Here is a 26,725-nt window from a genome sequence, read left to right on the forward strand (position 1 = left end):
CTTTTCAGATACTACAGGCAATTTTTTAGTTTATTTTCTTTTTTCTTCCGCTAATAGATCAACTGTACTGTCAAATTCCTCTTCAATCTCTTGATTTGGTCTATATGTCAATAAACTGACAATAACTGCAACGATCAGACAGACAAGGAATCCTGGAACAATTTCATACAGACTATTGTGCAAGGTTTTAATAGATCCCCAGACATAAGCGGTGATGGCACCAGTGACCATACCCGCAAGTGCTCCCCAGTTCGTAATCTTCTTCCAATACAATGTAAGCAATATTACTGGACCAAACGCTGACCCAAAGCCCGCCCAGGCAAATGATACCAAGTCTAATATTTTATTATCTTGATTCCAAGCAAGAGCAATCGCTAGAAGGGATACAATCAATACAGCCATTCTGCCTAAAAATACATAATGCTTATCAGTTGCATTGGTTTTAAACACAGCTTTATAGATATCTTCTACTAAAGCAGAAGACGTTACAATCAATTGAGAAGAAATCGTACTCATAATCGCAGCCAGTATCGCTGCTAACATAATTCCTGCGATAAATGGATGGAACAGTATTTGGCCTAAAGCAATAAATACGGTTTCAGGATTTTTCAGTTCTAAACCATTTTGTTGATAATAAGCAATCCCGATTAAAGCAGTGGCGATAGCTCCAAACAAACTTAAGAACATCCATCCAATGCCGATTCGTCTCGCTTGTTTTGTTTCTTTCACACTACTAATCGCCATAAAACGTACGATAATATGTGGCTGACCAAAATAGCCTAACCCCCATGCTACTGCTGAGATGACCCCTGTTACGGTCGCTCCCGTTAGAAAGCTTAATCGATTTGGATCTACTTCACGTATCGATTGAGCAGTGTCTGAAAACCCACCCGTGAGGAACAATCCGAAAATTGGGACTATAATAAGTGCTAAGAACATGACAAGCCCTTGAATAAAATCTGTATAACTCACAGCTAAGAAACCGCCAAACAATGTATAGGCTATCACAACTCCTGAAGTTACCAATAACCCTGTATGGTAATTAAAGCCGAATGAGCTTTCAAAGAAGACTCCTCCCGTTACCATTCCAGAAGAAACGTAGAAAGTAAAAAAGACTAAGATAATTAATCCAGAAGCAATACGAAGCAACTTTGTTTTATCTTTCAAACGGTTATCTAAATAACTCGGTATCGTAATAGAATTATTCGCTACTTGCGTATACATCCTAAGTCTAGGAGCAACAAATAGCCAGTTTAGATAAGCACCTACTGTCAGCCCTATTGCCATCCAAGCTTCCATCAAACCGCCTACGTAGATGGCGCCCGGCAATCCCATTAAAAGCCATCCCGACATATCCGCAGCACCTGCACTTAAGGCGGTAACTGCCGGACCTAGTGAGCGCCCTCCTAACATATAGTCTGTTAAACTGGACGTTTTACGAAACGCATACCAGCCAATCACCAGCATGGCAATCATATAAATCAATATTGCCAGCAATTGATACATATGATCCGACATAGAAATTCCTCCTTTTTCTCTACTATATTCATTCTTTCTTCCATTTACATCTTGCTCTATGGAATATGTAAAAAAGAATTCATTGAATCTACTAAAAATTGATTCAATTTCATTTATCTTAACATATTACTTTATCCAATAAAAATACGAAAGCACGCATCCCCACTAGGTTTACCTGTACTTTACTTTTATTATTTTAACTCCTTTCTGAGCTCGAATTTTTCCATCTTATTCTTTTTCTTTAAATCATATTGACGTAAGCAAATAAAGTGGTAAAATACTTTATAACTTCAACGCGTTGAATCGCAAAAGTGAATAAATGCAAGTGATGGAATTAAAGTAGCATTGGTAAGTACAGCAAAAAGAAACTTGGCGGGTGATGTAAGCCAAGGTTTTACCAATCGTGAATTACACCATGGATGCTTGTATTTCCGAGAGTGGCCAAGAAAGCTTTGGCAATAAGGGTGGTACCGCGGAGTTTCCCTTCGTCCCTTACTAAAATTTTTTATTAAGAGATTAGGAGGAACGATGAGATGTTTCGTATAGAAGCAAAAATGATGCCGCGTTTTCTAGAGGCAGTTAGTTTAATTGTTGTTATTATTGCCATTATGGCTCTATGTATCGCAAAATTGGATGCCCCCCCGCATATGCCGATTCTCATATCAATTATGTTATTAATGGTGTATGGGCTGTTTAAAAAAGTAGCTTATAAAGAATTAGAAAAAGGGCTGATTGAGGGCGCTTCCGCAGGACTTGGCGCTATCTTTATATTTTTCTTTATTGGAGTGCTAATTAGCAGCTGGTTGATGAGTGGCACAATTCCTACTTTTATCTACCTGGGCTTTGAATTAATCACGCCCCACTTCTTTTATGCCATTGTTTTCCTTGTGACCTGTATGGTTGGCGTTGCTATCGGCAGCTCACTTACGACAACAGCAACAGTTGGTGTAGCGTTTATTGGCATGGCAAGCGCAATGGATATTTCACTTGCTGTCACTGCTGGCGCTATTGTTTCCGGCGCGTTTTTCGGGGATAAGATGTCTCCCCTATCTGATACTACCAATTTGTCTTCGGCAATATTGGGCGTTGACTTGTTTGTTCATATAAAGAATATGTGCTGGACAACAGTTCCCGCATTTATCCTATCATTCATACTGTATGCAATAATGTCACCGACGGCAACGCTGCAAAATAAATCCAAAATCGCATCCTTCCAGCAAGGCTTATTGGATACAGGAATGATCCATTGGTACACATTCATACCACTGGTTATCCTTATTCTATTAACATTAAAAAAGGCACCGGCCATTATGACCTTAGCAGCCAGTTCTGCAGTTGCCATTGTCATCACATACTTCCATCATACTTACGGAGCGGGAGATGTAATGAATATTCTATTCAATGGTTATACTTCTGAAACAGGTATTCAAGATATTGACTCATTATTAACACGTGGTGGCATTAACAGCATGATGTTTACGATAGGGCTTGTTATATTGGCTCTCAGCATGGGCGGCTTGTTATTTACATTAGGCATTGTCCAAACAATCCTTCTGAAGGTAGAAACCATTTTCAGGAGTGTCGGTTCCGTCATTACTGGGGCTGCCCTTACTGCTGTATCAATCAATACGCTAATTGGGGAACAATATCTGTCCATCCTGCTTACGAGTGAAGCATTCCAGTCGCAATTTCAAAAAGTTGGCTTACAAAATAAGAACTTAGCACGTGTAGCAGAGGATGCCGGCACTGTCGTGAACCCACTGATTCCTTGGAGCGTGTGCGGTATCTTTATTACAAAGGTATTGGGTGTACCTACAATTGATTACTTGCCATTCGCATTGTTCTGTTTGCTGTCACCTATTCTTACCATCGTATTTGGCTGGACTGGCAAGACACTCAGTTATCTGCCAAAGGAGCAGGTGAAAAATTAAATTTATGGTACAATAAAATGGAGCAATTAAATCATAAAGAAGGCGATATTATTGGACTTTAATGAAATGAAACAACAGCTCCTCGAGCAATTAACGGATGAATTGCTAGTGACTGCAACGATCAGCCAGCCACGCGCAAAATCAAATGAACTAAAGCGCGTGAAGCTAAAGCCTTTAATGCTCAAAGGGATTTACCATATCCAACTTGAATACCAGACGGCACAGACCATTAAGCATGAAAATATAACGAAGGATCAAATCGCTTCATACCTAGACAGCTTATTTGATCAATTCCGCCAATTCCAAGGCGAAATGACGACTGAAAAAATACATGTACAGCTTTCGAAGAAAAACAAAGTGTTATGGAAAGCAGAAAAAACAGAAGCCAAATCAGTTGATTTACAACATAACAGAAAGAAAAATTATTTGTTAAACCCTGATACTCCCTACCCTTTCCTGCTTCGGCTAGGTGTTCAATCGCCTGAAGGAAAAGTAAAAAACCAAAAATACGATAAGTTCAAACAAATAAATCGCTTCATTGAATTTATTCATGATTCTCTGGATTACTTGCCAAAGGATCGCACCATTCGAATTTTAGACTTCGGTTCCGGCAAATCTTATTTAACATTCGCTTTATACCATTATTTAAAGATTGAACAGGGCTTAGATATTCGTGTCACGGGCTTAGATCTGAAAAAAGATGTAATTGAAGAATGCAGCCAAATTGCGAAGGACCTTCAATATGATGGGCTAGAATTTTTAGTTGGGGATATCAATGATTATAACGATGAAAATACAGTTGATATGGTCGTCACACTGCATGCATGCGATGTAGCAACAGATATGGCATTAGCACGCGCTGTAAAATGGGGAGCAAGCGTTATCTTAAGCGTCCCTTGTTGCCAGCATGAATTAAATCGCCAACTCCAATCACCTCAGTTGGACATCATGCTGCAGCATGGCTTGATCAAAGAACGATTCGCTTCCCTTGCCACAGACTCAATTCGTGCCGAAATTCTAAAGCTTGTTGGCTATGATGCGCAACTGCTCGAATTCATCGATATGGAACATACGCCTAAAAACATTTTGATTCGTGCGTACTATACTGGTGCAAAGCCAAAGCAAGAACAGCGGAAACGTTATGAAGACTTTACAGCGTTTTTATCTGCCGAACCGTTCTTGGAAAAAGAATTGAAAGAATACCTTAAATAATAAAAACCGTAGCTTAACAGGTGATCCTGGTTATGCTACGGTTTTTTGCATCACTTAATATATTTATTGCTCACTAAATCTTTTTCAATCACATGCGTTGGGATAGTAAATTTCACAACACCCATATATCCAGGAGCTACTTCATATTCATCGAAGGCAATCACCAATTGATGTTTTTTATTGATATAGAAGTTTTGATTCGTTTTAATGCTTTCGAATAGTTCATCCTCTGCCAAATCATCAACTGGCACACCTGCACCGCGTACCCAATATACTTTTTCTTGGTTGGATTCTTTGATTTCTTTAATCATTTCATCTTTTATATAACTTGAAATGTGATCAACATAAGCTTTGTCTTTAAATAACATTGGTAATGATAATACAATCTTGTTTTCTTTATCAATCGTATCGTATTTTATTGTAGTCGAAGAAGAAGCTGCAGTTTGTTCCTCATAGCGTTCAATCGTTAGTAGTTGTTGATCGTTCAAGAGTACTTTATAGCCGCTGTCTACGCTATAATGCCCCCCGCCTTTTTTCTCTAAATCTTTTACTGTTTTCTCATAATGGCTATAAAGCTTTTGTCCATCTGCAATGTAACGCTCGTTTAGTGTTTGTTCTAATTTTTTATTATCTAAGCCTTTTACGTTGGCAACTTTAATATCTGCTCCATAGTTCTTGTCATTTTCCTTATATTCACGGAAGGTTAGAACCTGCGTAACCTTGCCAATCACCGGTATATCGTTAACCGTTTGTGCTAAAGCAGGACTTGTATTTAATCCAACTGTAAAGATGGCTGCTGCTGCTGCAACACTTCCCACCCATTTCGTTACGACCGTTGGCATTTTTTTATGATTCTTCATCTTTTCTTTCTTCCCTTTCATTATTGCTGCCTCGACAATATCATCCAGTTCATCTGGAACGCGGGCATTCTGATATTGTTTTTTCAATTCATTTAGCTTTTTGTCCATCATCTCATCCTTCTTCCTGTTCCATATCGATACGCAAAATTTTTAAAGCTTTATATAAACGAGTTTTAATGGTATTTGAATTTTCATTTAAGATATAGGCAACTTCCTCAATCTTGAGATCTTCAAAATAGCGAAGGATCACAATTTCCCGATACTTTGTCGGAAGTCGTTCTAATGCGCCAGCTAAATCTAGATTTTCATACTGGTCTTCACTAGACGATGAGAGATAGAGCAATGTCTCGTCATCTGTCACTTGAACTCTGCGAAATTTTTTTAGGAAATCGAGCGATGTATTTATAACAATTCGATAAAACCAACTTTTCAATTTTTCCTTGTTCAGCAGTTGCTGATAGTTTTGCATTGCTTTTTGAATACTGTCTTGAACAATATCCAACGCATCTTGCTCGTTTTTAACATAACTGTATGCAAGCCAGTATAATTGTTTTTTATTTTGCCTGATCCACTCTACTAGATCATCGTCATAGAACAATTGCTTTTTTCTTTTCATTTTAGGAGCTCCTTTAGATCATCACGTGTATACATTAAAAAGACGTCGCACATGTAGTAGAAAGTTTTAATAACTTTTTAATTCATCCTTATATATTGTTTCTTTAAAAGAGAAATATATGAACTGCTATTATATAAGAAGAAACACTGTTTTAATATTTATAAAAAAACCAAAATAATGTTATTTTATCTAATGAATTCTAATTATCTTTCTAAATATTTTTGCCCCTATTAATTTTTATTAAAAGTTCAGAAAAACAACTATTGCTTTTTCTTTTGATAATGATTATCATTACTAACAGAAAACAGATTCGTGCTTAATTTTTATTCCCCTCCCCTTATATAGCCGCTCCAAATTGGGCAGGGATTTTTTAGCTATTATTCCATATGAGAAAGAAGGATTATTTTAATGAAAGCAACTCCATTCGCAGCAGTCCTGCTTGCAGGAAGCATTTTAATGACAGGGTGCAATAATTCAGATGATACGAAGACTAGCTCTGCCGCAAAAAAAGAGGAAACAACTACTTCTTCTACAAATTTACAAAAGGAAGTGGATGCATATAAAAAGTTTGCGCTTGGCCAAATGGACCATTTCATCGTTGAAACAGATAAGTTTGTGAAAGCCGTAAAAGCAGGCGACATAAAAAAAGCGAAGGAAATTTACCCTGTGGCTCGTATGTATTTTGAACGCTCTGAACCAATTGCAGAAAGCTTCGGTGACCTTGATCCTCGGATTGACGCACGTTTGGCAGATTTAAAAGAGGAAGGACAAGGAGTAGAAGACTGGACTGGTTACCACAAGATTGAATATGGCTTATGGAAAGAAAATAAAACAAAAGGCTATGAAAAAACAGCTGATCAGCTGCTAGCAGACTCTAAGGAATTGCGCGCACGTGTGGAAACAGTTGAAGTAACCCCTGATACAATGCTAACTGGTGCAGTGGACTTGCTAAATGAAGTATCTACATCGAAGATTACCGGCGAAGAAGAAATCTATTCTCACACAGATTTATATGACTTCAAAGCAAACGTCGAAGGTGCTGAAAAAATCTTCACTATCTTGAAAGACCAAATTGAAAATAAAGACCCTAAATTAGTCAAAGATTTAACTGAAAAATTCGAAGCAGTCAATGATCTATTAGCTAAATATCAAACAAAAGATGGCGGCTATATCTCTTATACCAAACTTACAAAAGAAGATACCAAGGCTTTATCTGAAGCAGTGAACCACTTAGGTGAACCATTAAGCCAAATGGGCATTATTATGGAGTGATTAAGCAATGACTAAAACAAATGATGAACGTTTACTAGATAAAAAAATCACACGCAGACAAATGATGAAAATGACTGGCGCAGGTGCAGTAGGATTAGCAATCGGTGCTTCAGGTATGGGCGGTGTTCTTAAAGCCTTTGGAAAAGATATCTTAGAGGATCAATCTACTGTAGCCAATAAAGTTGATTTTTACGGAAAACATCAGTCAGGCATCTCGACTGCTGTACAGACAAGTATCTATTTCGCATCATTAAATGTTTTAGTAACCTCTAAATCCCAACTGCAAGAGCTGTTCCAAATGTGGACACCCCTCGCAGTCCAAATGATGAATGGCGATTTAATTGGCACAGCTTCAGAAAATGCGCTTATCCCACCTAAGGATACAGGTGAAGCAAAGGGGCTAGATGCCAATAACCTTACTATCACATTTGGAGTGGGACCCTCTCTATTTGAGAAAAAAGAGTTAGGGCTGGCACAGCTGAAGCCTAAAGAATTACAAGACCTGCCCCACTTTCCAAAGGACCAGTTAGAGGAAACATTTACGGGTGGAGATATTTGTATTCAAGCTTGTGCTGATGACCCGCAAGTAGCTTTTCATGCGGTCCGTAATTTAATTCGTGCGGCCTCCGGTAAAGTATCATTGAAATGGTCACAAGCCGGATTTAATTCTATCCCCATGAAAAGTGGAAAAAAAGAAACACCACGCAACTTATTTGCTTTTAAAGATGGCACAGAAAATCCTATAACTGATAATGAAAAAGATATGAACGAAGTCGTATGGGTACAGCCCGGTGATTCGAAGCCATGGATGGCAGGTGGCACTTATTTAGTAGCACGCCGTATACAAATGCATTTAGAAACTTGGGACCGTACAGCTTTAAGAGAGCAAGAAGCAACATTTGGGCGGCATCGCGACAGTGGTGCACCTCTTGGCAAGAAGGGCGAATTTGAAGCGATGGATATCGACCGTAAAGATGCAAACGGCAATCCGATCGTACCTGAAACTTCACATACGTTCCTGGCGAAGAAGTCAAATGCGCGTTTATTACGCAGATCATTTTCCTATTCATCTGGCGTGATGGATGCTACGGGCACGTTTGATGCCGGATTGCTTTTTATCTCGTTTCAAAAAAATCCTAAACAATTTATCAAGATACAGAACAGTTTAGGCCGCTTAGACAAAATGAATGAATACATTACCCATCGTGGGAGCGCATTATTTGCATGCTTCCCAGGTATAAAAAAAGGAAGTTATATAGGTGAAGCATTATTTAATACGCTGTAGTCAAATTCTTATACTATGTACTTTAGCTGCTTTTATTGCCATAAAACCCGTATCAGCAGCCGCATCCTATAGCAACCTGTATATTTCAATCAGCGATGCGATTATGGACAGCAAACAAGGCGATGATAAAAAGGCTGAAAAGGCCCTCTCTGCTTTTGCACAAGATTGGAAGAAAGTACGTTCACAAGATTCCAAGGAAACGAAAGCAGTTGACCAAGCATTGAAAGAAGCCCAAGCAGCTTCTTCAACTGACCAACGTCTTGATGCCCTATCTACTCTTTCTAAGGCTCTAACAGCTTTAGAAAAAGCAGAAAACCCTGTCGATGAGAAAGCGGAAAGACAGGCCTTCCTGACAGCGATGAATCCTGCGCTAGACCAGCTTCAAGCTGCTATTAAAGAAGGCGATGTACCCAAGATGACAGCAGCATATACTACATTCAACGCTTATTGGAAGAAGAAAGAAACACCTGTTAGAGAGCAAGACATTGCTGCTTACGGCAAGATTGAAACACAAATGTCGTTCATCCGCATTGCGCTAGCTGACGAACATCCCAACTTTGATACCATGCAAGACCAGTTTAACGTATTAAAACAAACAGTGAATGACTTTGGACTAGGGAAAAAAGTGGCTTCTTCTACTAAAGGAGACACATATTCACTGCAATCGCTCATTGATTTAATTGATAAAGCCAACGGGCAAATCGTTGCCAATGATTATTCAAAGGCTTCCGCCACTATCAAACAGTTCATCGTCACTTGGCCAAATGTAGAAGGCGATATACGCACTAAAAATGCTGGCCTTTATACAAAAATCGAAAGCGAAATGCCCATTATTGCTGGTGATTTGATGAAAGATCAGGTGGATGCAAAAGGAATTCAAACAAAGCTCGGAGACCTTAAACAACAGATCCAATTAATTCAGGGCGACCAAAATTATACACTCTGGGATTCTGCACTTATTTTACTGCGTGAAGGTTTAGAAGCACTTTTAATTATGATCGCATTAATTGCATTTCTTAAGAAATCAGACCAACGTCATATGGAAAAATGGATTTATATTGGAGCAGGACTCGGGATTGCATGTAGTGCAGTGGCAGCTATTTTAATGTCAACGCTGTTCAACTCCTCTACAATCAATACTAGCCGCGAAATGATTGAAGGATATGTAGGTTTAATTGCTGCAGCCATGATGATTGGTGTTGGTGTTTGGATGCATAGCAAATCGAACGTCAAAGCTTGGAATGCGTATATTGCTAAACAGATGAACCATGCAATGTCCAAACAAAGTGTGTGGGCAATGGCATTCATTAGTTTCCTTGCCGTCTTCCGCGAAGGGGCCGAAACACTGATTTTTTATGCGGGAATAGCACCAAAAATGTCTACTTCCCAATTTTCACTAGGTATCGGGATTGCAGCCGTCATTTTAGCTGTTGTAGCATTCATCTTATTGCGTGCGACAAATAAAATTCCTGTTCATAAATTCTTTGCCGTAGCGACTATATTCATCTATTTGCTGGCATTTAAAATAATCGGTGTAAGTATTCATACGTTGCAATTGACTGATGTTGTACCTTCGAATGTTATGAGCCATATGCCAGTATGGGCTACGATTGGCTTTTACCCAACAATTGAAACCATTAGCGGCCAGGCCATTCTTCTTGCGCTGATTATCTTTACGATTCTATTTAAAAAACGCAATGCAACAACTGCTTAGCAAAAAGACTGTAGACAGCTTGAAAAAGCTAATCTACAGTCTTTTTATTTCATTCTATTCTCTCTCGCAGCTTAAACAATAAACAAGACAGCTCCGCTAAGAATAATGGAAACAATCGTCATCATTAACAGTGGCTTCAATGCTCTTGATTTCAATTCCTTTAAGTCAACAGACATGCCAAGGGCAGCCATAGCAACCGCTAAGAAAAATGTGCCTGTTTGTGCGATGGCATCTTCTACAGATGCACTCAGGAATCCTTGCTGTGTTCCCCAGGTGCCAAGCGCAGAGACCGCTAAAAATCCTAGTAAGAAATAAGGGAAGGAAGCTTTCTGCCCTGTTCCCCCTTTTTTAAACTTCAAGAAACCTACAAGCACAAGTGTTACAGGGAACAATAAGAGAACTCGGCTCAATTTTGAAAGCAATGCAGGTGTCAGGGATTCGTCGCCATAGGCTGCGCCTGCTAGTGCAGCATGTGCGATTTCATGCAAGCTGAAGCCGGACCAATAGCCATATACGGCTGGTGCTAAGTGTAAAAGTGACCCTACTGCCGGATATAGTAACGAGAAAATGGTGCCCATCAATGCAATCATACCTACAGCCATTGCTGTATCCTCTTCTTTAGCCTTTAGGATTGGTGAAACGGCTGCAATGGCTGCGGCACCACAAATTCCTGTACCAAATGCCAGTAACATCATTAAATTATCTTCTACCTTTAAAAGCTTTCCTATAATGATGGTTAGCAAAATGGCTCCTACAATAACGCCGGCCGCACGAGCAATTAACGGCAGCCCTTCATGGGCAACGACAGCGATATTGAGGCGGATTCCATACATAATGATAGCAAACCGCAAAATCTTCTTCGCGGCAAAATCGATGCCAGTTTTCCACTTTTGTGGATAAGGTAGTGTATTACGTATAATCACTGCTATCAGGATGGCTATAGCTAAAGGTCCCAGATAATTGAGCATCGGAACCTTGCTTAGGAAGTAGGATGCTATTGCAATGATGAGTACCATTAAGATTCCTTTATAGAATCCACTATTGTGTTTCATACGCTCATCTCCAGTTCATAATTTCTATTTATATGATAAGATGTACTCACCTAAAAAGATAATTAATCATTTTAATCTTTATCATAAGTGATTACTTATAGAAGGATGGTTATATGAATGATAAGTTAAGCATTTTCCTCCTCGTTGTGAAGAATATGAATTTTTCCCGTACGGCGGAGGAATTATTCATGACGCAGCCTGCTGTCAGCCAGTATGTAAAGAATTTAGAAGAAGAGCTTGGAGTCCAGTTATTTGATCGCTCCCATAAGCAAATTCAATTAACGAAGGCCGGAGAAATCGTAGCCTATTACGGAAAAGAAATAGATACACTGTCCCAAAGCATGAAGCGAAAATTAGATGATTTAACAAGCCATGTGGGCGGTGATTTATTGCTAGGTGCGAGCTACTCTTATGGGGAATATTTGCTTCCAAAAAGACTAGCAGCCTTTCTTGATGTTTATCCACAAGTTGTCCCGAGCATTTGTATTGCCAATACAGCAGAGATTGCAGAAAAGATTGTGGATCAAACATTGGATTTGGGGATAATTGAAGGCACTGTCAACAATAAGTGGATAGAATCGCACAAAATTGCTACAGATCATTTAGTTGTAGTAGCAAAGTCTGGACAACCTGTGCATAACTTAGACGCACATACATGGATTATAAGAGAAGAGGGATCGGGTACCCGAGAGGCTTTTGACAATTTTAAAAAAGAGCATAGATTGAATCCAACACATACGATGGTATTTGGCAGTACTCAGCTGATTAAAGAAGCGGTTGCGAATGGTCTCGGACTTGCATTGCTTTCTGAATGGACCATTCAAGATGAAATTCACCTAAATAAATTGCAAATCATCCGCCGAGAAGACTTTCATTATCAGCGAGACTTTCATGCAATCCATCTGAATACTCCCTTTTTAACCAAAACAACGGATACATTTTTAGACTATTTGAAGAGAAATAAATAAAGCTGTGGAAAACTTGCATCTTTGCAAGCTTATCCACAGCCTTTACTTTTTAAAACTTAATCATTTTGCTTGGTACAACCCATTCATTAAATTGTTCTTCTGTCACAAGTCCTGTATCTAATGCGGCTTCTTTCAGCGTTAATCCATTTTTATGGGCATGTTTTGCAATTTTCGCTGCATTTTCGTAGCCGATGTGTGGATTTAATGCTGTCACCAACATTAAAGAATTGTTTAAGAAGTGTTCTAATTTATCTTCATTTGCTGTAATGCCTTGCAGGCAGTGTTCATCAAAGCTTCTGATGACATCAGATAACAATTCAACTGATTGCATGAAGTTATACAGAATGACTGGTTTAAATACATTCAATTCAAAGTTACCTTGAGAAGCTGCCATGCCTAATGTAACGTCATTACCCATCACTTGGACAGCCACCATTGTCACTGCTTCACATTGTGTAGGGTTAACTTTACCTGGCATAATAGATGAACCTGGCTCGTTTTCTGGAATTGAAATTTCTCCAAAACCTGAACGAGGGCCAGAAGCTAACCAGCGAACATCATTGGCAATCTTCATCAAATCTGCAGCTAAAGCTTTCATTGCACCATGCGTTGTAGCCATTTGGTCATGAGAAGTCAGTGCATGGAATTTGTTTGGCGATGGTACAAATTGCAAACCTGTCTCTTTCGCAAGAACAGCTACTACTTTTTCATCGAAGCCTTCTGGTGCATTTAAACCTGTTCCGACAGCAGTGCCACCAATTGCTAGCTCTAGCATGTGCTTAGCGCTTTCTTTAATCATTTCCTCTGATTTTTCAATCATGTAAAGCCAACCGCTGATTTCTTGGCCTAATGTAAGAGGCGTTGCATCTTGCAAGTGTGTACGACCAATTTTGATTAACTGCATGAATTCTTCAGATTTTGTTTTCAATGTTGCTTTTATTTGTTCCAACGCAGGAAGTAAGTTCTTCTCTACCGCAATCGCTGAAGCAATGTGCATAGCAGTTGGGAATGAGTCATTGGAGCTTTGTGATTTATTGACATCATCATTTGGGTGCAAACGCTCATCACTGCCTTGTGCTTCTAGATACTCATTGCCAAGGTGTGCGATGACTTCATTGACATTCATATTTGTTTGTGTGCCGCTTCCGGTTTGCCAGATGACTAAAGGAAACTCTTGATCCCATTTGCCTGCAATGATTTCATCTGCCGCATGTGCAATGGCATCCGCTTTTGTTTGTGACAAGGTTCCTAGATCAACGCAAACTTTCGCTACTGATTTCTTAAGTAATGCATAGCCATGGATAAATTCGATTGGCATATGTTCAGAACCAATTCTAAAGTTTTGCTTGCTTCGCTGTGTTTGGGCTCCCCATTTATGTGCTGCAGGTACTTTAATTTCTCCCATGGAATCATGTTCAATACGATAGTCCAAATTCTCCAACTCCATTTCTTAAGATTGTTGAATACTCACTTCATATGATAGCGTTTTCCCCATTATTTGTCTGCTAATCTGTTTAGAATGAGCAAATTGCTGAGAAAGCTAGAAAGAACCTATCTAATCTTTAAGCTGGTGGCATTGGTGTTTTTGTTGGTTTCGAATAACCTTCTTTATAGTCTTCGTCGATCTTTTTACGGATATCTTTTAAAGGAACGCCTTCCTGTGCTTGTTTAATGGATTTAATTGCAATTTCTACACAAACAATGCAGCGTGTACCATGATCATCCCAGACGATCGAGCCGTCTTTTTTAACTTCTTTAATAAAGCAGTTTAGATTGCTTTCATGATTTGCGCTTTCTGCGCAGCCACAATAGCATGGCATCCATTTAAGTACTTCTGTCGCTTTGCCTGCTGCCTGATAGACCAATTTTAAATCCTCTGATTGTTTGTCCAAGAAACTCGGCAAAATATCACTTGATGCTGTTTCCTCTTGTAAATCACCATTAGGCAACTCATGCTGGCCCCCTTGGTGTGCCGTGTGTTCTGTCTTTTCTGGCTGAGTTGCTTTCTCGCTATCTTGGTTTTCTTTCGCTGTTTTATCTGCACTGTTGCCACAAGCAGCTAAAAGCATCGTGCCCGCCAATAAACATGATAACCACTTTTTCTTCAAATTGGTCTACTCCTTCAAACGCTTTTCTTTCATTATACCTTATCAGGGTATAACAGTCGTATGACAAATTGACGTCAAGATGCTTTCAAAAAAATAACCTCTATCGGAAAAAATTCCGATGAGGTTATCTGTGTTATTTCTCTACAGTTGCTGCTGTATGAGCGTCATTTTTGCTTTCTGCTAAGCGCTCAATGCTTGGTCTAATATTATATTTGCCTGAGTAGTTTTCAAGCATCTCTTTCAAATCTATACCCGAAGAGGCTTTCAAGGATTCTTGTAATGAAGCCATCAAATCTGTTGCATAGCCTGTCACCTTATTTGCACCGCCACCAGCTCCGCCGCCAGTGTCCACAACCGTAATTGAATCGATATTAGATAGTGGGCCCGCCACTTGTTTTGCATATTCAGGCAGCATGCTAATCATCATATCTAATACTGCAGCTTGGCCGTATTGCTCAAAGGCTTCTGCGATTTTACGTTTAGCTTCTGCTTCCGCAAGACCTTTCAAGCGGATAATTTCTGCTTCTGTTTCCCCTTGGGCTTTTTCAGAATCAGCTTTAGCCAAACCGTCTAAACGAATTTTTTCAGCTTCTGCTTTCGCTTTAGCTTCAATACGATATTGTTCTGCATCAGCTTGGGCTAATTGTTTCATTTTGTCAGCCGCTGCATTTTGTTCAACAGCATAGCGATCTGCATCAGCTTTTTTCTTGACTTCTGAATCGTATTGTTTTTCACGTCGAAGAATTTCTTTTTCTTCTAGCTCGATTTGCTTTTGACGCTCGATAATCTTGATTTGCATTTCTTGTTCCGTTACTTCTTGCTTCGCTCTTGCTGTTTCAAGTTCGTAGGCTTGGTCGGCGCGCGCTTTTGCGATATCTTGCTCACGACGATATTCAGCCACTTTCAATTGGTTCTCTTTCTCTGCTTCCGCGATTTCAGTTGCACGCTCTAGCTCTGCCTTTTGTGCTTCTTTATCTGATTCCGCTCGTTTGATGCGAGTTTCTTTTTCAGCATCCGCTGTCGCGATATCCGCATCGCGTCTAACTTGGGCGATACGTGGTTTACCAAGTGATTCCAAATAGCCATTTTTGTCACGTACATCTTTTATAGTGAAGGATACAATCGTTAGGCCCATTTTAGCTAAATCTTGTGAAGCAACACGCTGTACTTCTTGCGAGAATTTGTCGCGGTTTTTATAAATTTCTTCCACTGTCATAGAGCCTAAGATGGAACGTAGATGACCTTCCAATACTTCTCTTGCTTCCATTTCGCGTTCTTCTTTTGGCTTCCCTAAAAATTGTTCGGCAGCTGTGGCAATTTCCGTAATAGAGCCACCAATTTTGATGATAGCAATACCATCGGCCATGACAGGCACACCTTGCTCTGTGTAGACTTCTGGCGTAGTAACTTCCAGTTTGCTTGATAATAAGCTAAGCGGTTCTGCTTGTTGGAATACAGGTAATACAAATGTACCGCCACCGCGAATAATCTTAATGCGGTTGCCTGCTTCATCCTTATGGACATTTTTAGAGCCAAGATAGCTCCCTGTCACAATCAATGCTTCATCTGGTCCTGCCGTACGATATTTCTTTACATAGACGCCAATAATAGCCAATACTAAAACAACTATAATTCCGCCAACTATCAATGCTAAAGGCATAATTTTTTCCTCCTATTTTTACATGTTGATCCAAGTAGTTATCAAAAAATATTACTTTTTCACTTGAAAAGCAGCTTTAGAAAATCGGGCTATACTCCCTTACAAATACAGTACTTTCTTTTACTTCTATAACTAATACTTTTGCGTCATAGGGTATTTCCACAAGATCATAGCTTGCCGCTCTTTTTGATATAATGCCATTCACCGTCTCGATCACAACTTCCCCATATCCATCAACCGGCACCGGTACGATAACTTTTCCTACTTGCCCTCCAAGAGACTCTTCTGTATAGGCCATGGAAACTTCGGCTGATTTTAAAGGAATAAGCACAAAATAATATAAAAGAATATCTAAAATAATAGCGGCAATTACTGAAATGATGGCAATGCTTATACTATTTAGTGCAGTGAAAGTTTCAAGGACCCACCCCGTTGCAGTATAAAAGGTTAAAAATGCAAGTATGACTGCCGGATTAAAAAAAGGAATACCTTCTCCTACGCCCTCAACCATATCGCCAAAAAACAAATAAAAGACCATACAAATCGCTAAAATAATCAATAAGCTTAAATACCACTGTTCAATCGACCAAGTGTGAAAATCCATTGAATTCACCCCCTTCTTCGCTCGCTTTCTTCGTTACTATCTATATCTACGGTTCAGGAGGTCAAAAGTTTCATTTTTTCTGATTATTTAATTTTAAATGTGTGCAATCTAAATATTACGGGAATGTAAATTTTAATCGGACCATGACGAAATTTGTAGGGATTTATATCGCAATTTGTTATTATTATAGTTGTGTTTTTATTTAAAACATCTACCGGTTTTTATAATTAGGAGGCTTTGTATGTTTAGCACAAAAAAAGAAGATCCCTTCTTTGCAACATTATTGAAAATTGCTGAGAATTTAAAAGAAGCATCTCATTATGCAGATGACTTTAAAATTACAAGCATTGCGGGTTTAAAAGAACTCAGCGTTACGCTGAAGAAATATGAAACAGATGGCGATTCGCTGATCCATGACCTTATTCAAATGTTGAACAAGTCTTTCATGACCCCAATCGAGCGTGAAGATATTTTGGAATTAGCTGTACGGATGGATGACATTCTAGATGGAGTGGAAGGCTGCATTGCCCACTTTGAAATGTTTTCACTTACAGAAGTCGATGATTATATGAGAGATTTCTTGAAATACATTGTGTTAAGCACCGACGAAATTGCTGCTGCTATGCAGCATTTAGCAAATAAAAAACTAATTAATATGCGCGATCATGCCATTTTAATTAAAGATTATGAGCGTAAGTGCGATGAAGTATTGCGTACTTCCATTAAGCAACTATTCCTACATGAAAAAGATCCTATCCGCATTATTCAATTTAAAGATATCTACGAACAGCTTGAAGAAGTGGCTGACTATTGCCAAAACGTAGCCAATGCAATGGATACGATTATCATGCGCAACGCATAGGAGATGTAGTAATACATGAATACAATACTGATTTTAACTGTACTGGTCGTAATCTTTGCTCTATTATTCGACTTTATTAATGGTTTCCATGATACAGCCAATGCGATTGCCACTGCCGTTTCTACACGTGCGTTAACACCTCGTACAGCCGTTATTATGGCAGCTACAGCAAACTTTATCGGCGCGGTAACCTTTACAGGGGTAGCCCAAGCAATCGCAAAAGACATTGTAGATCCATTCGCCTTAAAACATGGTGTTGTTATTATCTTAGCTGCATTGCTATCTGCAATCATTTGGAACTTACTGACTTGGTACTTCGGTATCCCGTCTAGCTCCTCGCATGCCTTAATTGGTTCGCTTGCAGGTGCAGCGATTGCATCTTCTGGATTCGGCGTGATCAACTATGAAGGATTTGGGAAAATTTTTAAGGCGCTAATCTTCTCTCCTTTTATCGCGATCATTGGTGGTTTCCTTATGATGTCGCTGTTTAAATTCGTATTTAAGGATCGCAACTTAAGCCGTATGAACAATTCGTTCCGAAAAGTGCAAATTTTCACAGCTGCTCTACAATCTTTTTCACACGGAACGAATGATGCCCAAAAATCGATGGGTATCATTACTATGGCTTTAATTGCCGGCGGTTTCGTGAACCAAGGCGGAGATGTGCCGATGTGGGTAAGAATTAGCGCTGCAACCGCTATGGGCTTGGGTACATCTATCGGTGGATACAAAATTATCAAAACAGTCGGTGGCAAAATCATGAAAATTCGCCCTGTAAATGGGGTGGCTGCTGATTTATCTTCAGCAATCATTATTTTTGGAGCTACCCATTTCCATTTGCCTGTCTCTACAACACATGTTATTTCTTCTTCTATCATGGGTGTAGGTTCTGCACAAAATGTAAAAGGCGTTAAATGGGGCGTGGCACGTAAAATAGTCATGACATGGATTATTACACTCCCAATCTCCGGATTGCTTGGCGCTTTGATTTTTTATATTTTTAACTTATTTATGTAATAGTATTTTGCTATACAAAAAGCCGCTCCTAGGAGCGGCTTTTCTTATTTATCCTCTAATACTATTATCCACATGTAGCTCTGTTGCATGGCCAGTCTGATTAGGTTGGTGAGGATTATTTTTAAAGAAGGTCGCAATAGACAGGTAGATTAAGATTAAGCATACAAGAACAATTCCAATGATTAGGAATGTCATCTTTTTACCAGACATAGTCTTCTCCTTTTCTATTCATTATTATTGGGCAGACGGCTTAAATCCTTCTGCATATAAATAGTCTTCAGCATCATCGCGTGTACCAAAGCTTTCCTCTAAATTTTCTCCATGATAAATATTCCAATAAGGATCATCATTTACAAGCAAAAGCTCTGCTTTGTCTCGATTAAGCCAGGTTTGTTCAAATTTTTCTTCCTCTACAGGTTCGTCAACCTCTGAAAGATACATGATTGAATCCTCGACCACTTCTCGCAGTTCTTGCTCTGTGAAATCTCTAATATTCACAAGACCTTTTTGGGCTGTTGGATAACGCAGCAAGTCGCCAACATAAACAAAGCCATTACCGTTTGGGTGAAGCTTCTCTACTACAATCTTCTTCTCAAATTGGCTCTCCTCAAAGTGGTAATTTAAACGACCCATCGATATCTCTTTACGGGTTAATTCTTTAAAACTCTCAATGATATGTTGTTTTTCTTCAAATGTTAGCATATGATCTCCTTTTCAAAATCGTTCTATATATTTTTAGTAGCCGCAGATTTAATATCTTTCCGATGTTCATAGATATTTTTGACGATGACTTTACCGACTGCATAGAGAGGCACTCCGAGTAAAATTCCGATAAACCCAGCGATATTGCCTGCAGCTAAGATAATCGTAATCACGGTAAGCGGGTGAATATCAAGCGTCTTACCCATAATGTTTGGCGTGATAAAGTTGCTGTCAATTTGCTGAGCGACAAGTGTTACCACACAAACCCATACAGCTTTCATAGGATCGTCTAAGAAGCCTACAATGATGGCTGGCACAAGTGCAACCCACGGACCGATAAATGGCACCATATTCATGAAAAACGCAAACATGGCAAGCAGAAGCGCGTATTCAAGACCTATAATTTTATAGCCGATAAAAATAAGGGTCGCTAGTATAAAACTGATCAATATTTGACCTTGGATATAATTACGTAATACATCATCAATATCTGTTAACGTTTTTTTCACCCATTGGCGACGTGAGCCTGAGAATAAATTGTAGATGGCAGGCGCAAACTTCTCATGGTCCTTCAACATGTAGATGAAGAAAAATGGTACCAGGATTAAAATGAAGGCACCTGATACGATGCTTGAAATGAGTTGTACCAAAAACTTACTTGTAAAAACAGCGTATTGTTGAATCGAATTGGTGATTCGTTCAATCGCATCATTCAACTGGTCGGGGAATTTTTCGCGATTCTTTAAGATAGAATCAATCATATCCGAAAGCTCATTCGCAAGATTTGGTGCTGCTTTAATTAAATAATTAATTTGGTTATTGATTGGCGGCACAACAACGGCGATAAACGCATAAATAAGAGCCCCTATAATGACCAGTATAGATAAGATGCTTGCCCATCTTGGAAACTTTCTTTTTTCTAAAAAGCGCTGAATAGGTTCTGTGACATAGTATAGAACGCCCCCAGCTAGCAACGGAATAAAAATAGCACTTAGTATGACTGCAATCGGATAGAAAAGGGATTTAATCTCTAGAAAATATTTAATAATCAATAGAGCTAATAGAATCCCGACACCCGCTTGAAACCATAGTTTCTTTGTCAAATGGTTCACTTCCTCTTCGGCATTAATAACAGTCTGTAAAAACTACAATAATTGACGTTTCACTATATATTCTTATATCAGTATACGCTATTCAACTATAAACTGAAAATAGCCACCTTACGCTCAATAAAAAAATCCCGTACTCTTAGAGAGCAACGGGATTTTCAGTTTATATAATTCTATAATTGGTCATCTACTACACTATCAAGATAGTCGCGAATCGCAACCATAACAGAATCTACACAGCCATCTTCGAATGGAGAAACAAGATTTGCTTCTTCCACCAATTTTGTAAAGGACATTTTTCCGCCTAGCTTGCAAAGGTGGATATAATCCTTCCATGCTTCCTCATGATTTTCACGAGATCTCTTCCAGAATTGGAATGCACACACTTGAGCAAGTGTGTAATCGATATAATAGAACGGGCTGTTATAAATATGTGCTTGGCGTTGCCAGAAGCCACCCTTTTCTAAATAGTCGATGCCATCATAATCACGATGTGGCAAATAGATACCTTCGATTTTCTTCCACGCAGCTTTTCGTTCCTCCGGTGTCATTTCCGGATTTTCATACACGACATGCTGGAATTCATCGACGGCTACACCGTAAGGCAAGAATAGAAGTGACTCGCTTAAATGCGCAAATTTATACTTCTCTGTGTCTTCTTTAAAGAACAATTCCATCCATGGCCATGTGAAAAATTCCATACTCATAGAATGAATCTCGGCTGATTCAAATGTCGGCCAAAGGTATTCTGGTATTCCAATCTTACGGCTTGAGTATACTTGGAAAGCGTGACCCGCTTCATGCGTCAATACATCGATATCCCCAGATGTGCCGTTGAAGTTTGAAAAAATAAACGGCGAGTCATAGTCTTCGATGAATGTGCAGTAACCACCGCTTTCTTTCCCCTTTTTCGCTACTAAATCCATCAACTCATGGTCAACCATGTAGTGGAAGAACTCAGATGTTTCATGAGAAAGCTCGTCATACATCTTTTTGCCGTTGTCTACAATCCACTCTGGCGTTCCTTTTGGCGTTGCATTGCCACTTAAGAAATTCAGCCCCTCATCATGGAACTTTAAATCTTCTAGACCAATTCGTTTTGCTTGGCGTTTTCTAAGCTCTGTTGCATAAGGAACCACTACATCGCGAATTTGATCTCTGTACTTCTTAACCATGTCTGCGTTGTAATCAATACGGTTCATCAGGACATAGCCAAGCTCTACATAGTTTTTATAGCCAAGTTTGACTGCCATTTCATGGCGCACTTTAACTAATTCATCATAAATACGATCGAAATCTTCTTCATGCGATTGGAAGAATCCAAAGCGAGCTTCATTCGCCTCTTTCCGTGTCGCACGGTCTGTAGACTCTGTATAAGGACCAAGTTGGGCAAGCGTCAATTCTTTGCCATCATAAGAAATTTGTGCAGACGCCACCAATTTGGAGTACTCAGATGTTAGCTTGTTCTCTTTTTGCATAAGATCCATAATTTCCGGTGAGAATCCCTTGATTTGGTTATCTGCTAGCGAAAATAATTGAGAGCCCCACTTTTCTTCTAGATCTTTGCGGAAAGGGGAAGCAATAAGGGCTTTATAGTAATTCGTTGTTAATTCTTCCACTTCGGGTGTAATTTCATCTAAATAGTCTCGCTCTTTTTGATAGAATTCATCGTTTGTGTCGATAGAAGCACGAATATAAACCAAGTTATATTTCGTTGAGAAATCATTACGCAAACGATTGATTTGTTCAATCACATCACTTTGCACTTCTACCGTTTTTGACTCATTGAATTCTTGTAGAAGACTATTAAATTGTTTCTTCATGTCTTCCAAGTCTGGGCGTGTATATTGATATTCATTAAATGTAAGCATCTACTATTCCCCATTTCTATTATGTACTTGTACTCTTCGTAAAGCGAAGTATTGATTACATTATTTATTATATTCAGAAAAATTTCAACTATTCTTATGAAAATCATTCTTTTTTGATAGTTTGTTTAGTTTTTGACGCTGGAAAAATTATAATACTTATTTTTTTCTTCAAATTGTGCTAACCTATTTCTATGTGCAATTTTTAAAGTGAGGTGCAATACATTGATAGGTCGTAATGATCCTTGCCCATGCGGCAGCGGAAAGAAATACAAAAAGTGTCATGGTAAAAACGCTCAAGGCGATATTACTACACTTGTAAGCGAAGAGATTGATCGTATTGTGGAGGGCTTTGTGAAGGAATCTTTCCATCCTGCAGATTACCGTCAATTAGAAAAAAGAAATCAAGTTTGGCGAGATTCTTTACAACAAACTTTTTCAATTAAATTAATAGATAAAATTGCGATGGAAACTTACATTTACATCGACCATCTTGAACTTTGGCAAAGCTATATCAATCAACAGCTAACATTGCAAACTCGCAAGCAAGTGAGCGATATTTTGACTTCATGGCTAAAACCTATTTATATGCTGGCAAAAGTGGATGCCCAAACACCAGAAACTATCTCTATTACAGATATGGTGACAAACAAAAGTTACGTAATGAGCGGCACTCCATCGAAAACATTCTCCGGCAATTGGTTATTCGGTATATTTATGCCTGATGCACGCCAAGGCGAAAATGGCCTTACTGCTACGAGCAGTGTTGTATTTATTCCAGAAGATAAAGAAAATGTCACAGAGATTCTATGCTCAAAACTTCAAAATGGCTATAAAGATTCACTTGATCTTTATCAATCATTTGTAGAAGAGGCAAATCTACCTGTAGAGGAAGCAGCTCAGGAAATAAAAAGCGCAGATGACGAAGTAGCTTCCACAGTTGATAGCACTGTGAGTTTATCACCTTTTACAACTGAGGTACTAACATTAACAGACCGCTATTTAACAGAACATAAACTAGTGGCACCTGCATTTATTGAATTGCTAACAAGCTTCCTTGAAGAGACAGCAATCAAAGCGAAAAAAGCTGAAACAGTTGCTGCAGGCGCTGTCTTAGCTGGACAAGCAAATGGTGAAATTCCAGAAGGCGGTTTGGTTAAAGTGAAAGATGTAGCAGGCTACTTCACTGTGTCCGCTTCTTCTATTTCCAAATACCGCGACCAAATTAGTGAATATATTAACAAATAGATAGAACAGCCAACATGGCTTTCCATCCTTTCTGTTCTTTCTTTCAGAAAGAACAGGCACTAATAAAAATAGCCACCCGCATATCACCTGCGAGGTGGCTATTTTTTATTTCCCTAAGACAACTGTTTTTAAAAGAGCCAAACGTTCCCTTAATCTTGATTTTGCTTCCACACTTTTCGGTGTTTTTGCAGGAATAACATCACATTCTAATCCCACATTCTCTGCCAGCATTTTCGCACGTGCCAGATGGTAGTCATTCGAAACGATTGTGATTTTCTTACTCTCATTCCCAATTATTTTTTTAGCATTTACGAGGTTTTCATATGTCGTAGTAGATTTGTCTTCCAGCTTAATTCTTTTTTCATCTATCCCTCTGTCTACTAAATAGTTTTTCATCACAGAAGCTTCTGTCGCATCCTCGTCAGGACCCTGTCCACCCGTTACAATGATCAGAACTTCAGGATACTTTTTAGCGTATTCGAGTGCTGCATCTAAACGATATGCCAATGACTTAGATGGAACCGCTCCCTTTTTCACCTTTGCCCCCAGGACCACTAGATATTTGTTAGCACCTGTTGCTCTTGGCTTTTCCCCTTCAGCTAGCCACTTTGACGTCAATACCCAAAAGCCAGCGATTACTAAAACTATGACTACTGTAATCCACATCTTCTTCCTTTTCACCTCATACCATTCCTTTATACTTTATATGTTGTTATGTATTTTAATAGAATCTATAAATCTCTTTTAATCTAGCACCCTATAGCAAAGGCCTGGCAATTAATTATACCAGGCCTTCTACCATTTATTTTACAAGTCTACGTTATGATACACTTGCTGTACGTCTTCTAGGTCTTCCAATAGTTCAATCAGGCGTTCAAATTTTTGTAAATCTTCGCCTTGTAGCTCAACCTCTGTTTGTGGAAGCATTGTTAACTCCGCTACATTGAATTCAGAAATCCCTTGTGCTTTTAATGCTTCTTGGACTGCATTGAATTGATCAGGCTCTGCATAAATAATAGTTGTATCCCCTTCTTCGAATACATCACGTGCGTCAACGTCTGACTCAATTAATAGCTCGAGTACATCATCAGCTGATTTGTTTTCTAGGGCAAATACGGCTGTTGTGTCGAACATATAAGCTACAGAACCGCTGACACCCATATTTCCGCCGTTTTTCCCGAAAGTAGCGCGCACTTCTGCCGCTGTACGGTTTACGTTATTTGTAAGTGCATCTACGATGATCATGGAACCGCTTGGTCCAAATCCCTCATAGCGTAACTCATCATAGTTTTCTTCACCGCCGCCTTTTGCTTTTTCAATTGCACGGTCAATGATATGTTTTGGTACGCTGTATGTTTTCGCTCTTTCTAACACAACTTTTAGAGCGCCGTTTGATTCTGGATCTGGTTCGCCTTGTTTTGCAGCAACATAGATCTCACGTCCAAATTTTGCATAGATGCGAGATGTGCTTTGGTCTTTTGCTGCTTTTTTCTCTTTAATGTTATTCCATTTACGTCCCATCGGATTCACTCTCTTTCTTTTAATCGATAGATATGCTAATTGCTTTTTCATATTCAATAAGCCATTAAATTACTGTTGTATTATACACTATAATTGAAAAATGAAAAAGCTAGCCTATCTATCTACAGCTGCTACAGATCTTTCGCATTGAAAGTGTCGCCATCTTCAATGGTGCCGTATTTATAACCTCGTTCTAGCCATTTCATTCGTTGAGCTGATGTACCATGCGTGAAGGTTTCTGGCACTGCATAGCCCTGCGCTTTCTTCTCAAGTGTATCATCGCCAATTGCGTTGGCAGCTGTAAGAGCTTCTTTAAAGTCGCCTTTATCTAGATATCCTTCACCCTGTACATAGTGCGCCCATACCCCAGCATAATAATCTGCTTGAAGCTCTAGCTTGACGGATAGCCGATTCGCCTCTGCCTTTGATGCTCTCTGTTCAAGTGCACTAACCTTGGAGGAGGTGCCAAGCAGATACTGCACATGGTGGCCTACCTCATGCGCCACAACATAGGCCATAGCAAAATCTCCTGGTGCTTTAAATTGGTTTTTCAATTCCTGATAAAACGATAGATCTATATATAGCTTTTGGTCGCCTGGACAGTAGAATGGCCCGACAGCTGTGCTCATATTACCGCATTTTGTTTGGACACTGTTTGTGAAGAGCACAAGCGTTGGATCCTTATAGGTTTTTCCTTCTTTTGCAAATACATCTGTCCAAACATCTTCAGTATCAGCGAGAACGACTTTAACAAAGTCCGCTAATTCATCCTCTTCTGCAGTGGATTTATATCCGGTACTCTGGCTTTGCGGAGCTTGCGTATCAGTATTTAATATATCTTGAGGATTGCCTCCAAGTAATGTATAAATAATCACGATGATAATACCAATGCCGCCAAGGCCTCCACCTACAACTGCAGGTCCACTCATCCCCCGACGGTCTTCTACATTTTTACTTTCTCTTCTTCCTTTCCAATCCATTAGAAAAATCACCCGCCCTTATTGAAGTCCATCTATTTATACCCCGTTTTATTCCCCTATAGACACTTAGCGAAAATAGAAAAAACGCAAAAATGCAATTGACTCTGCATTTTTGCGTTCAGTTTTAATAAGAATCTCATTTTGTCATTTGTTTTTGTCAGCATCAATTTTCTCAAGCAATGCCTTACAGCCTGCCAAGCAAAGTTGATAGGTTTCCTCAAAGTCGCCCGTAAAATAAGGATCTGGCACATCTTTTTTCTCTTCGACCAAATCAAGCAGACGAAATACCTTAGGACTTTCTTTTACACCTAGCATCGGCAGGGCATTTTGAATATTGCTGTCATCCATACAAACAATATAATCAAAGCGACTATAATCTTCTTGCTTTAATTGGCGGCTAAATATGCCTTTAGCAGGTATTTGATACTGAGCAAGAATTTGTGCTGTTCCAGCATGTGGCGCTTCACCTATATGCCAATCACCTGTGCCAGCAGAATCAATGTCAAATGCGTCTGTTAACCCTTTTTCTTCCACGAGGTGGCGAAAGATTGCTTCGGCCATTGGCGAGCGGCAGATGTTCCCCAGACACACAAAAAGTACGCTAGTTTTCATCATTTA

25 protein-coding genes are annotated in these 26,725 nt (G+C 39.3%); 9 read left to right on the plus strand and 16 right to left on the minus strand.

The features are described from left to right. Positions 1 to 30 precede the first annotated feature (30 nt). Complete coding sequence (gene putP, locus AC6CHJ_RS14845) at positions 31 to 1,518, minus strand: sodium/proline symporter PutP (RefSeq protein WP_147197055.1); 1,488 nt, start codon at positions 1,516 to 1,518, stop codon at positions 31 to 33. A 533-nt stretch (positions 1,519 to 2,051) separates the two neighbouring features. Here putP and nhaC point away from each other — a divergent pair. Together nhaC and AC6CHJ_RS14855 are read left to right on the plus strand one after the other, a co-directional pair. Continuing rightward, positions 2,052 to 3,449, plus strand: coding sequence for a Na+/H+ antiporter NhaC (gene nhaC / locus AC6CHJ_RS14850; RefSeq protein ID WP_498289147.1), 1,398 nt, complete (start codon positions 2,052 to 2,054; stop codon positions 3,447 to 3,449). A gap of 51 nt (positions 3,450 to 3,500) precedes the next feature. Continuing rightward, positions 3,501 to 4,661 (plus strand): class I SAM-dependent methyltransferase, encoded by a 1,161-nt coding sequence (locus AC6CHJ_RS14855; RefSeq protein WP_249774962.1) that lies wholly within the window; start codon positions 3,501 to 3,503, stop codon positions 4,659 to 4,661. 50 nt (positions 4,662 to 4,711) lie between these two features. On the opposite strand, the gene rsiV is transcribed toward AC6CHJ_RS14855, so the two are convergent. Then, on the minus strand, positions 4,712 to 5,629 hold the full coding sequence (gene rsiV / locus AC6CHJ_RS14860; protein WP_498289149.1) for an anti-sigma-V factor RsiV: 918 nt from the start codon (positions 5,627 to 5,629) through the stop codon (positions 4,712 to 4,714). A gap of 4 nt (positions 5,630 to 5,633) precedes the next feature. Further along, positions 5,634 to 6,137, minus strand: coding sequence for an RNA polymerase sigma factor SigV (gene sigV, locus AC6CHJ_RS14865; RefSeq protein ID WP_147197047.1), 504 nt, complete (start codon positions 6,135 to 6,137; stop codon positions 5,634 to 5,636). Between the two features lie 408 nt (positions 6,138 to 6,545). Between sigV and efeO the strand changes: the two genes are divergently transcribed. From efeO to AC6CHJ_RS14880, 3 genes are read left to right on the plus strand one after another with little or no spacing between them, the layout of a single operon-like run. Continuing rightward, positions 6,546 to 7,409, plus strand: a complete 864-nt coding sequence (gene efeO, locus AC6CHJ_RS14870) for an iron uptake system protein EfeO (protein ID WP_147197045.1) — start codon at positions 6,546 to 6,548, stop codon at positions 7,407 to 7,409. Positions 7,410 to 7,416: 7 nt separating this feature from the next. Further along, positions 7,417 to 8,694: an iron uptake transporter deferrochelatase/peroxidase subunit gene (gene efeB, locus AC6CHJ_RS14875; protein WP_498289151.1), complete on the plus strand. Its 1,278-nt coding sequence runs from the start codon at positions 7,417 to 7,419 to the stop codon at positions 8,692 to 8,694. Continuing rightward, on the plus strand, positions 8,669 to 10,408 hold the full coding sequence (locus AC6CHJ_RS14880) for an FTR1 family iron permease (protein ID WP_498289153.1): 1,740 nt from the start codon (positions 8,669 to 8,671) through the stop codon (positions 10,406 to 10,408). The genes efeB and AC6CHJ_RS14880 overlap by 26 nt, the downstream gene beginning before the upstream one ends. A 71-nt stretch (positions 10,409 to 10,479) precedes the next feature. Here the strand turns inward: AC6CHJ_RS14880 and AC6CHJ_RS14885 are convergent, their stop codons facing one another. Beyond that, positions 10,480 to 11,460 (minus strand): YeiH family protein, encoded by a 981-nt coding sequence (locus AC6CHJ_RS14885; RefSeq protein ID WP_446739256.1) that lies wholly within the window; start codon positions 11,458 to 11,460, stop codon positions 10,480 to 10,482. 113 nt (positions 11,461 to 11,573) lie between these two features. Between AC6CHJ_RS14885 and AC6CHJ_RS14890 the strand changes: the two genes are divergently transcribed. Next, positions 11,574 to 12,428 carry a LysR family transcriptional regulator gene (locus AC6CHJ_RS14890; RefSeq protein ID WP_392996726.1) on the plus strand — a complete coding sequence of 285 codons (855 nt, stop codon included), beginning with the start codon at positions 11,574 to 11,576 and terminating at the stop codon, positions 12,426 to 12,428. 49 nt (positions 12,429 to 12,477) lie between these two features. On the opposite strand, the gene fumC is transcribed toward AC6CHJ_RS14890, so the two are convergent. The 4 genes from fumC to AC6CHJ_RS14910 form a co-directional block, all read right to left on the minus strand. Continuing rightward, a complete protein-coding gene (gene fumC, locus AC6CHJ_RS14895; RefSeq protein WP_251648355.1) occupies positions 12,478 to 13,860 on the minus strand; it encodes a class II fumarate hydratase in 1,383 nt (460 codons plus the stop codon). A 130-nt stretch (positions 13,861 to 13,990) separates the two neighbouring features. After that, complete coding sequence (locus tag AC6CHJ_RS14900) at positions 13,991 to 14,536, minus strand: PCYCGC motif-containing (lipo)protein (RefSeq protein ID WP_498289155.1); 546 nt, start codon at positions 14,534 to 14,536, stop codon at positions 13,991 to 13,993. A 133-nt stretch (positions 14,537 to 14,669) separates the two neighbouring features. Beyond that, positions 14,670 to 16,196, minus strand: coding sequence for a flotillin lipid rafts scaffold protein FloT (gene floT / locus AC6CHJ_RS14905; RefSeq protein WP_150285448.1), 1,527 nt, complete (start codon positions 16,194 to 16,196; stop codon positions 14,670 to 14,672). 76 nt (positions 16,197 to 16,272) lie between these two features. Next, positions 16,273 to 16,800 (minus strand): NfeD family membrane protein, encoded by a 528-nt coding sequence (locus AC6CHJ_RS14910; protein WP_392996723.1) that lies wholly within the window; start codon positions 16,798 to 16,800, stop codon positions 16,273 to 16,275. Positions 16,801 to 17,041: 241 nt separating this feature from the next. On the opposite strand from AC6CHJ_RS14910, the gene AC6CHJ_RS14915 reads away from it, so the two are divergent. Then, positions 17,042 to 17,662, plus strand: a complete 621-nt coding sequence (locus AC6CHJ_RS14915; protein ID WP_066790398.1) for a DUF47 domain-containing protein — start codon at positions 17,042 to 17,044, stop codon at positions 17,660 to 17,662. A 15-nt stretch (positions 17,663 to 17,677) separates the two neighbouring features. Continuing rightward, positions 17,678 to 18,679 (plus strand): inorganic phosphate transporter, encoded by a 1,002-nt coding sequence (locus AC6CHJ_RS14920; protein ID WP_147197028.1) that lies wholly within the window; start codon positions 17,678 to 17,680, stop codon positions 18,677 to 18,679. A gap of 48 nt (positions 18,680 to 18,727) precedes the next feature. On the opposite strand, the gene AC6CHJ_RS14925 is transcribed toward AC6CHJ_RS14920, so the two are convergent. The 4 genes from AC6CHJ_RS14925 to AC6CHJ_RS14940 all read right to left on the minus strand — a co-directional run bounded on the left by AC6CHJ_RS14925 (position 18,728) and on the right by AC6CHJ_RS14940 (position 22,361). After that, positions 18,728 to 18,889, minus strand: a complete 162-nt coding sequence (locus AC6CHJ_RS14925; protein WP_190323509.1) for a hypothetical protein — start codon at positions 18,887 to 18,889, stop codon at positions 18,728 to 18,730. Between the two features lie 24 nt (positions 18,890 to 18,913). Next, positions 18,914 to 19,381 carry a hypothetical protein gene (locus AC6CHJ_RS14930; protein ID WP_392996721.1) on the minus strand — a complete coding sequence of 156 codons (468 nt, stop codon included), beginning with the start codon at positions 19,379 to 19,381 and terminating at the stop codon, positions 18,914 to 18,916. Between the two features lie 23 nt (positions 19,382 to 19,404). Next, on the minus strand, positions 19,405 to 20,484 hold the full coding sequence (locus AC6CHJ_RS14935; protein WP_498289158.1) for an AI-2E family transporter: 1,080 nt from the start codon (positions 20,482 to 20,484) through the stop codon (positions 19,405 to 19,407). Between the two features lie 179 nt (positions 20,485 to 20,663). Then, complete coding sequence (locus tag AC6CHJ_RS14940) at positions 20,664 to 22,361, minus strand: M3 family oligoendopeptidase (RefSeq protein WP_498289160.1); 1,698 nt, start codon at positions 22,359 to 22,361, stop codon at positions 20,664 to 20,666. 222 nt (positions 22,362 to 22,583) lie between these two features. Between AC6CHJ_RS14940 and AC6CHJ_RS14945 the strand changes: the two genes are divergently transcribed. Further along, on the plus strand, positions 22,584 to 23,606 hold the full coding sequence (locus AC6CHJ_RS14945; RefSeq protein WP_498289162.1) for a YecA family protein: 1,023 nt from the start codon (positions 22,584 to 22,586) through the stop codon (positions 23,604 to 23,606). Between the two features lie 105 nt (positions 23,607 to 23,711). Here AC6CHJ_RS14945 and AC6CHJ_RS14950 read toward each other — a convergent pair whose 3' ends face one another. The 4 genes from AC6CHJ_RS14950 to AC6CHJ_RS14965 all read right to left on the minus strand — a co-directional run bounded on the left by AC6CHJ_RS14950 (position 23,712) and on the right by AC6CHJ_RS14965 (position 26,719). Beyond that, a complete protein-coding gene (locus AC6CHJ_RS14950) occupies positions 23,712 to 24,287 on the minus strand; it encodes a YdcF family protein (RefSeq protein ID WP_498289163.1) in 576 nt (191 codons plus the stop codon). Positions 24,288 to 24,413: 126 nt separating this feature from the next. Continuing rightward, a complete protein-coding gene (locus AC6CHJ_RS14955; RefSeq protein ID WP_066790412.1) occupies positions 24,414 to 25,127 on the minus strand; it encodes a YebC/PmpR family DNA-binding transcriptional regulator in 714 nt (237 codons plus the stop codon). Between the two features lie 131 nt (positions 25,128 to 25,258). Further along, on the minus strand, positions 25,259 to 26,107 hold the full coding sequence (ypfJ, locus tag AC6CHJ_RS14960; protein ID WP_066790415.1) for a KPN_02809 family neutral zinc metallopeptidase: 849 nt from the start codon (positions 26,105 to 26,107) through the stop codon (positions 25,259 to 25,261). A gap of 144 nt (positions 26,108 to 26,251) precedes the next feature. Further along, entirely contained in the window at positions 26,252 to 26,719 is a 468-nt protein-coding gene (locus AC6CHJ_RS14965; protein WP_498289165.1) for a low molecular weight protein-tyrosine-phosphatase, read from the minus strand. Positions 26,720 to 26,725 lie beyond the last annotated feature (6 nt).

Source organism: Rummeliibacillus sp. GQ308 (genome assembly GCF_059759115.1).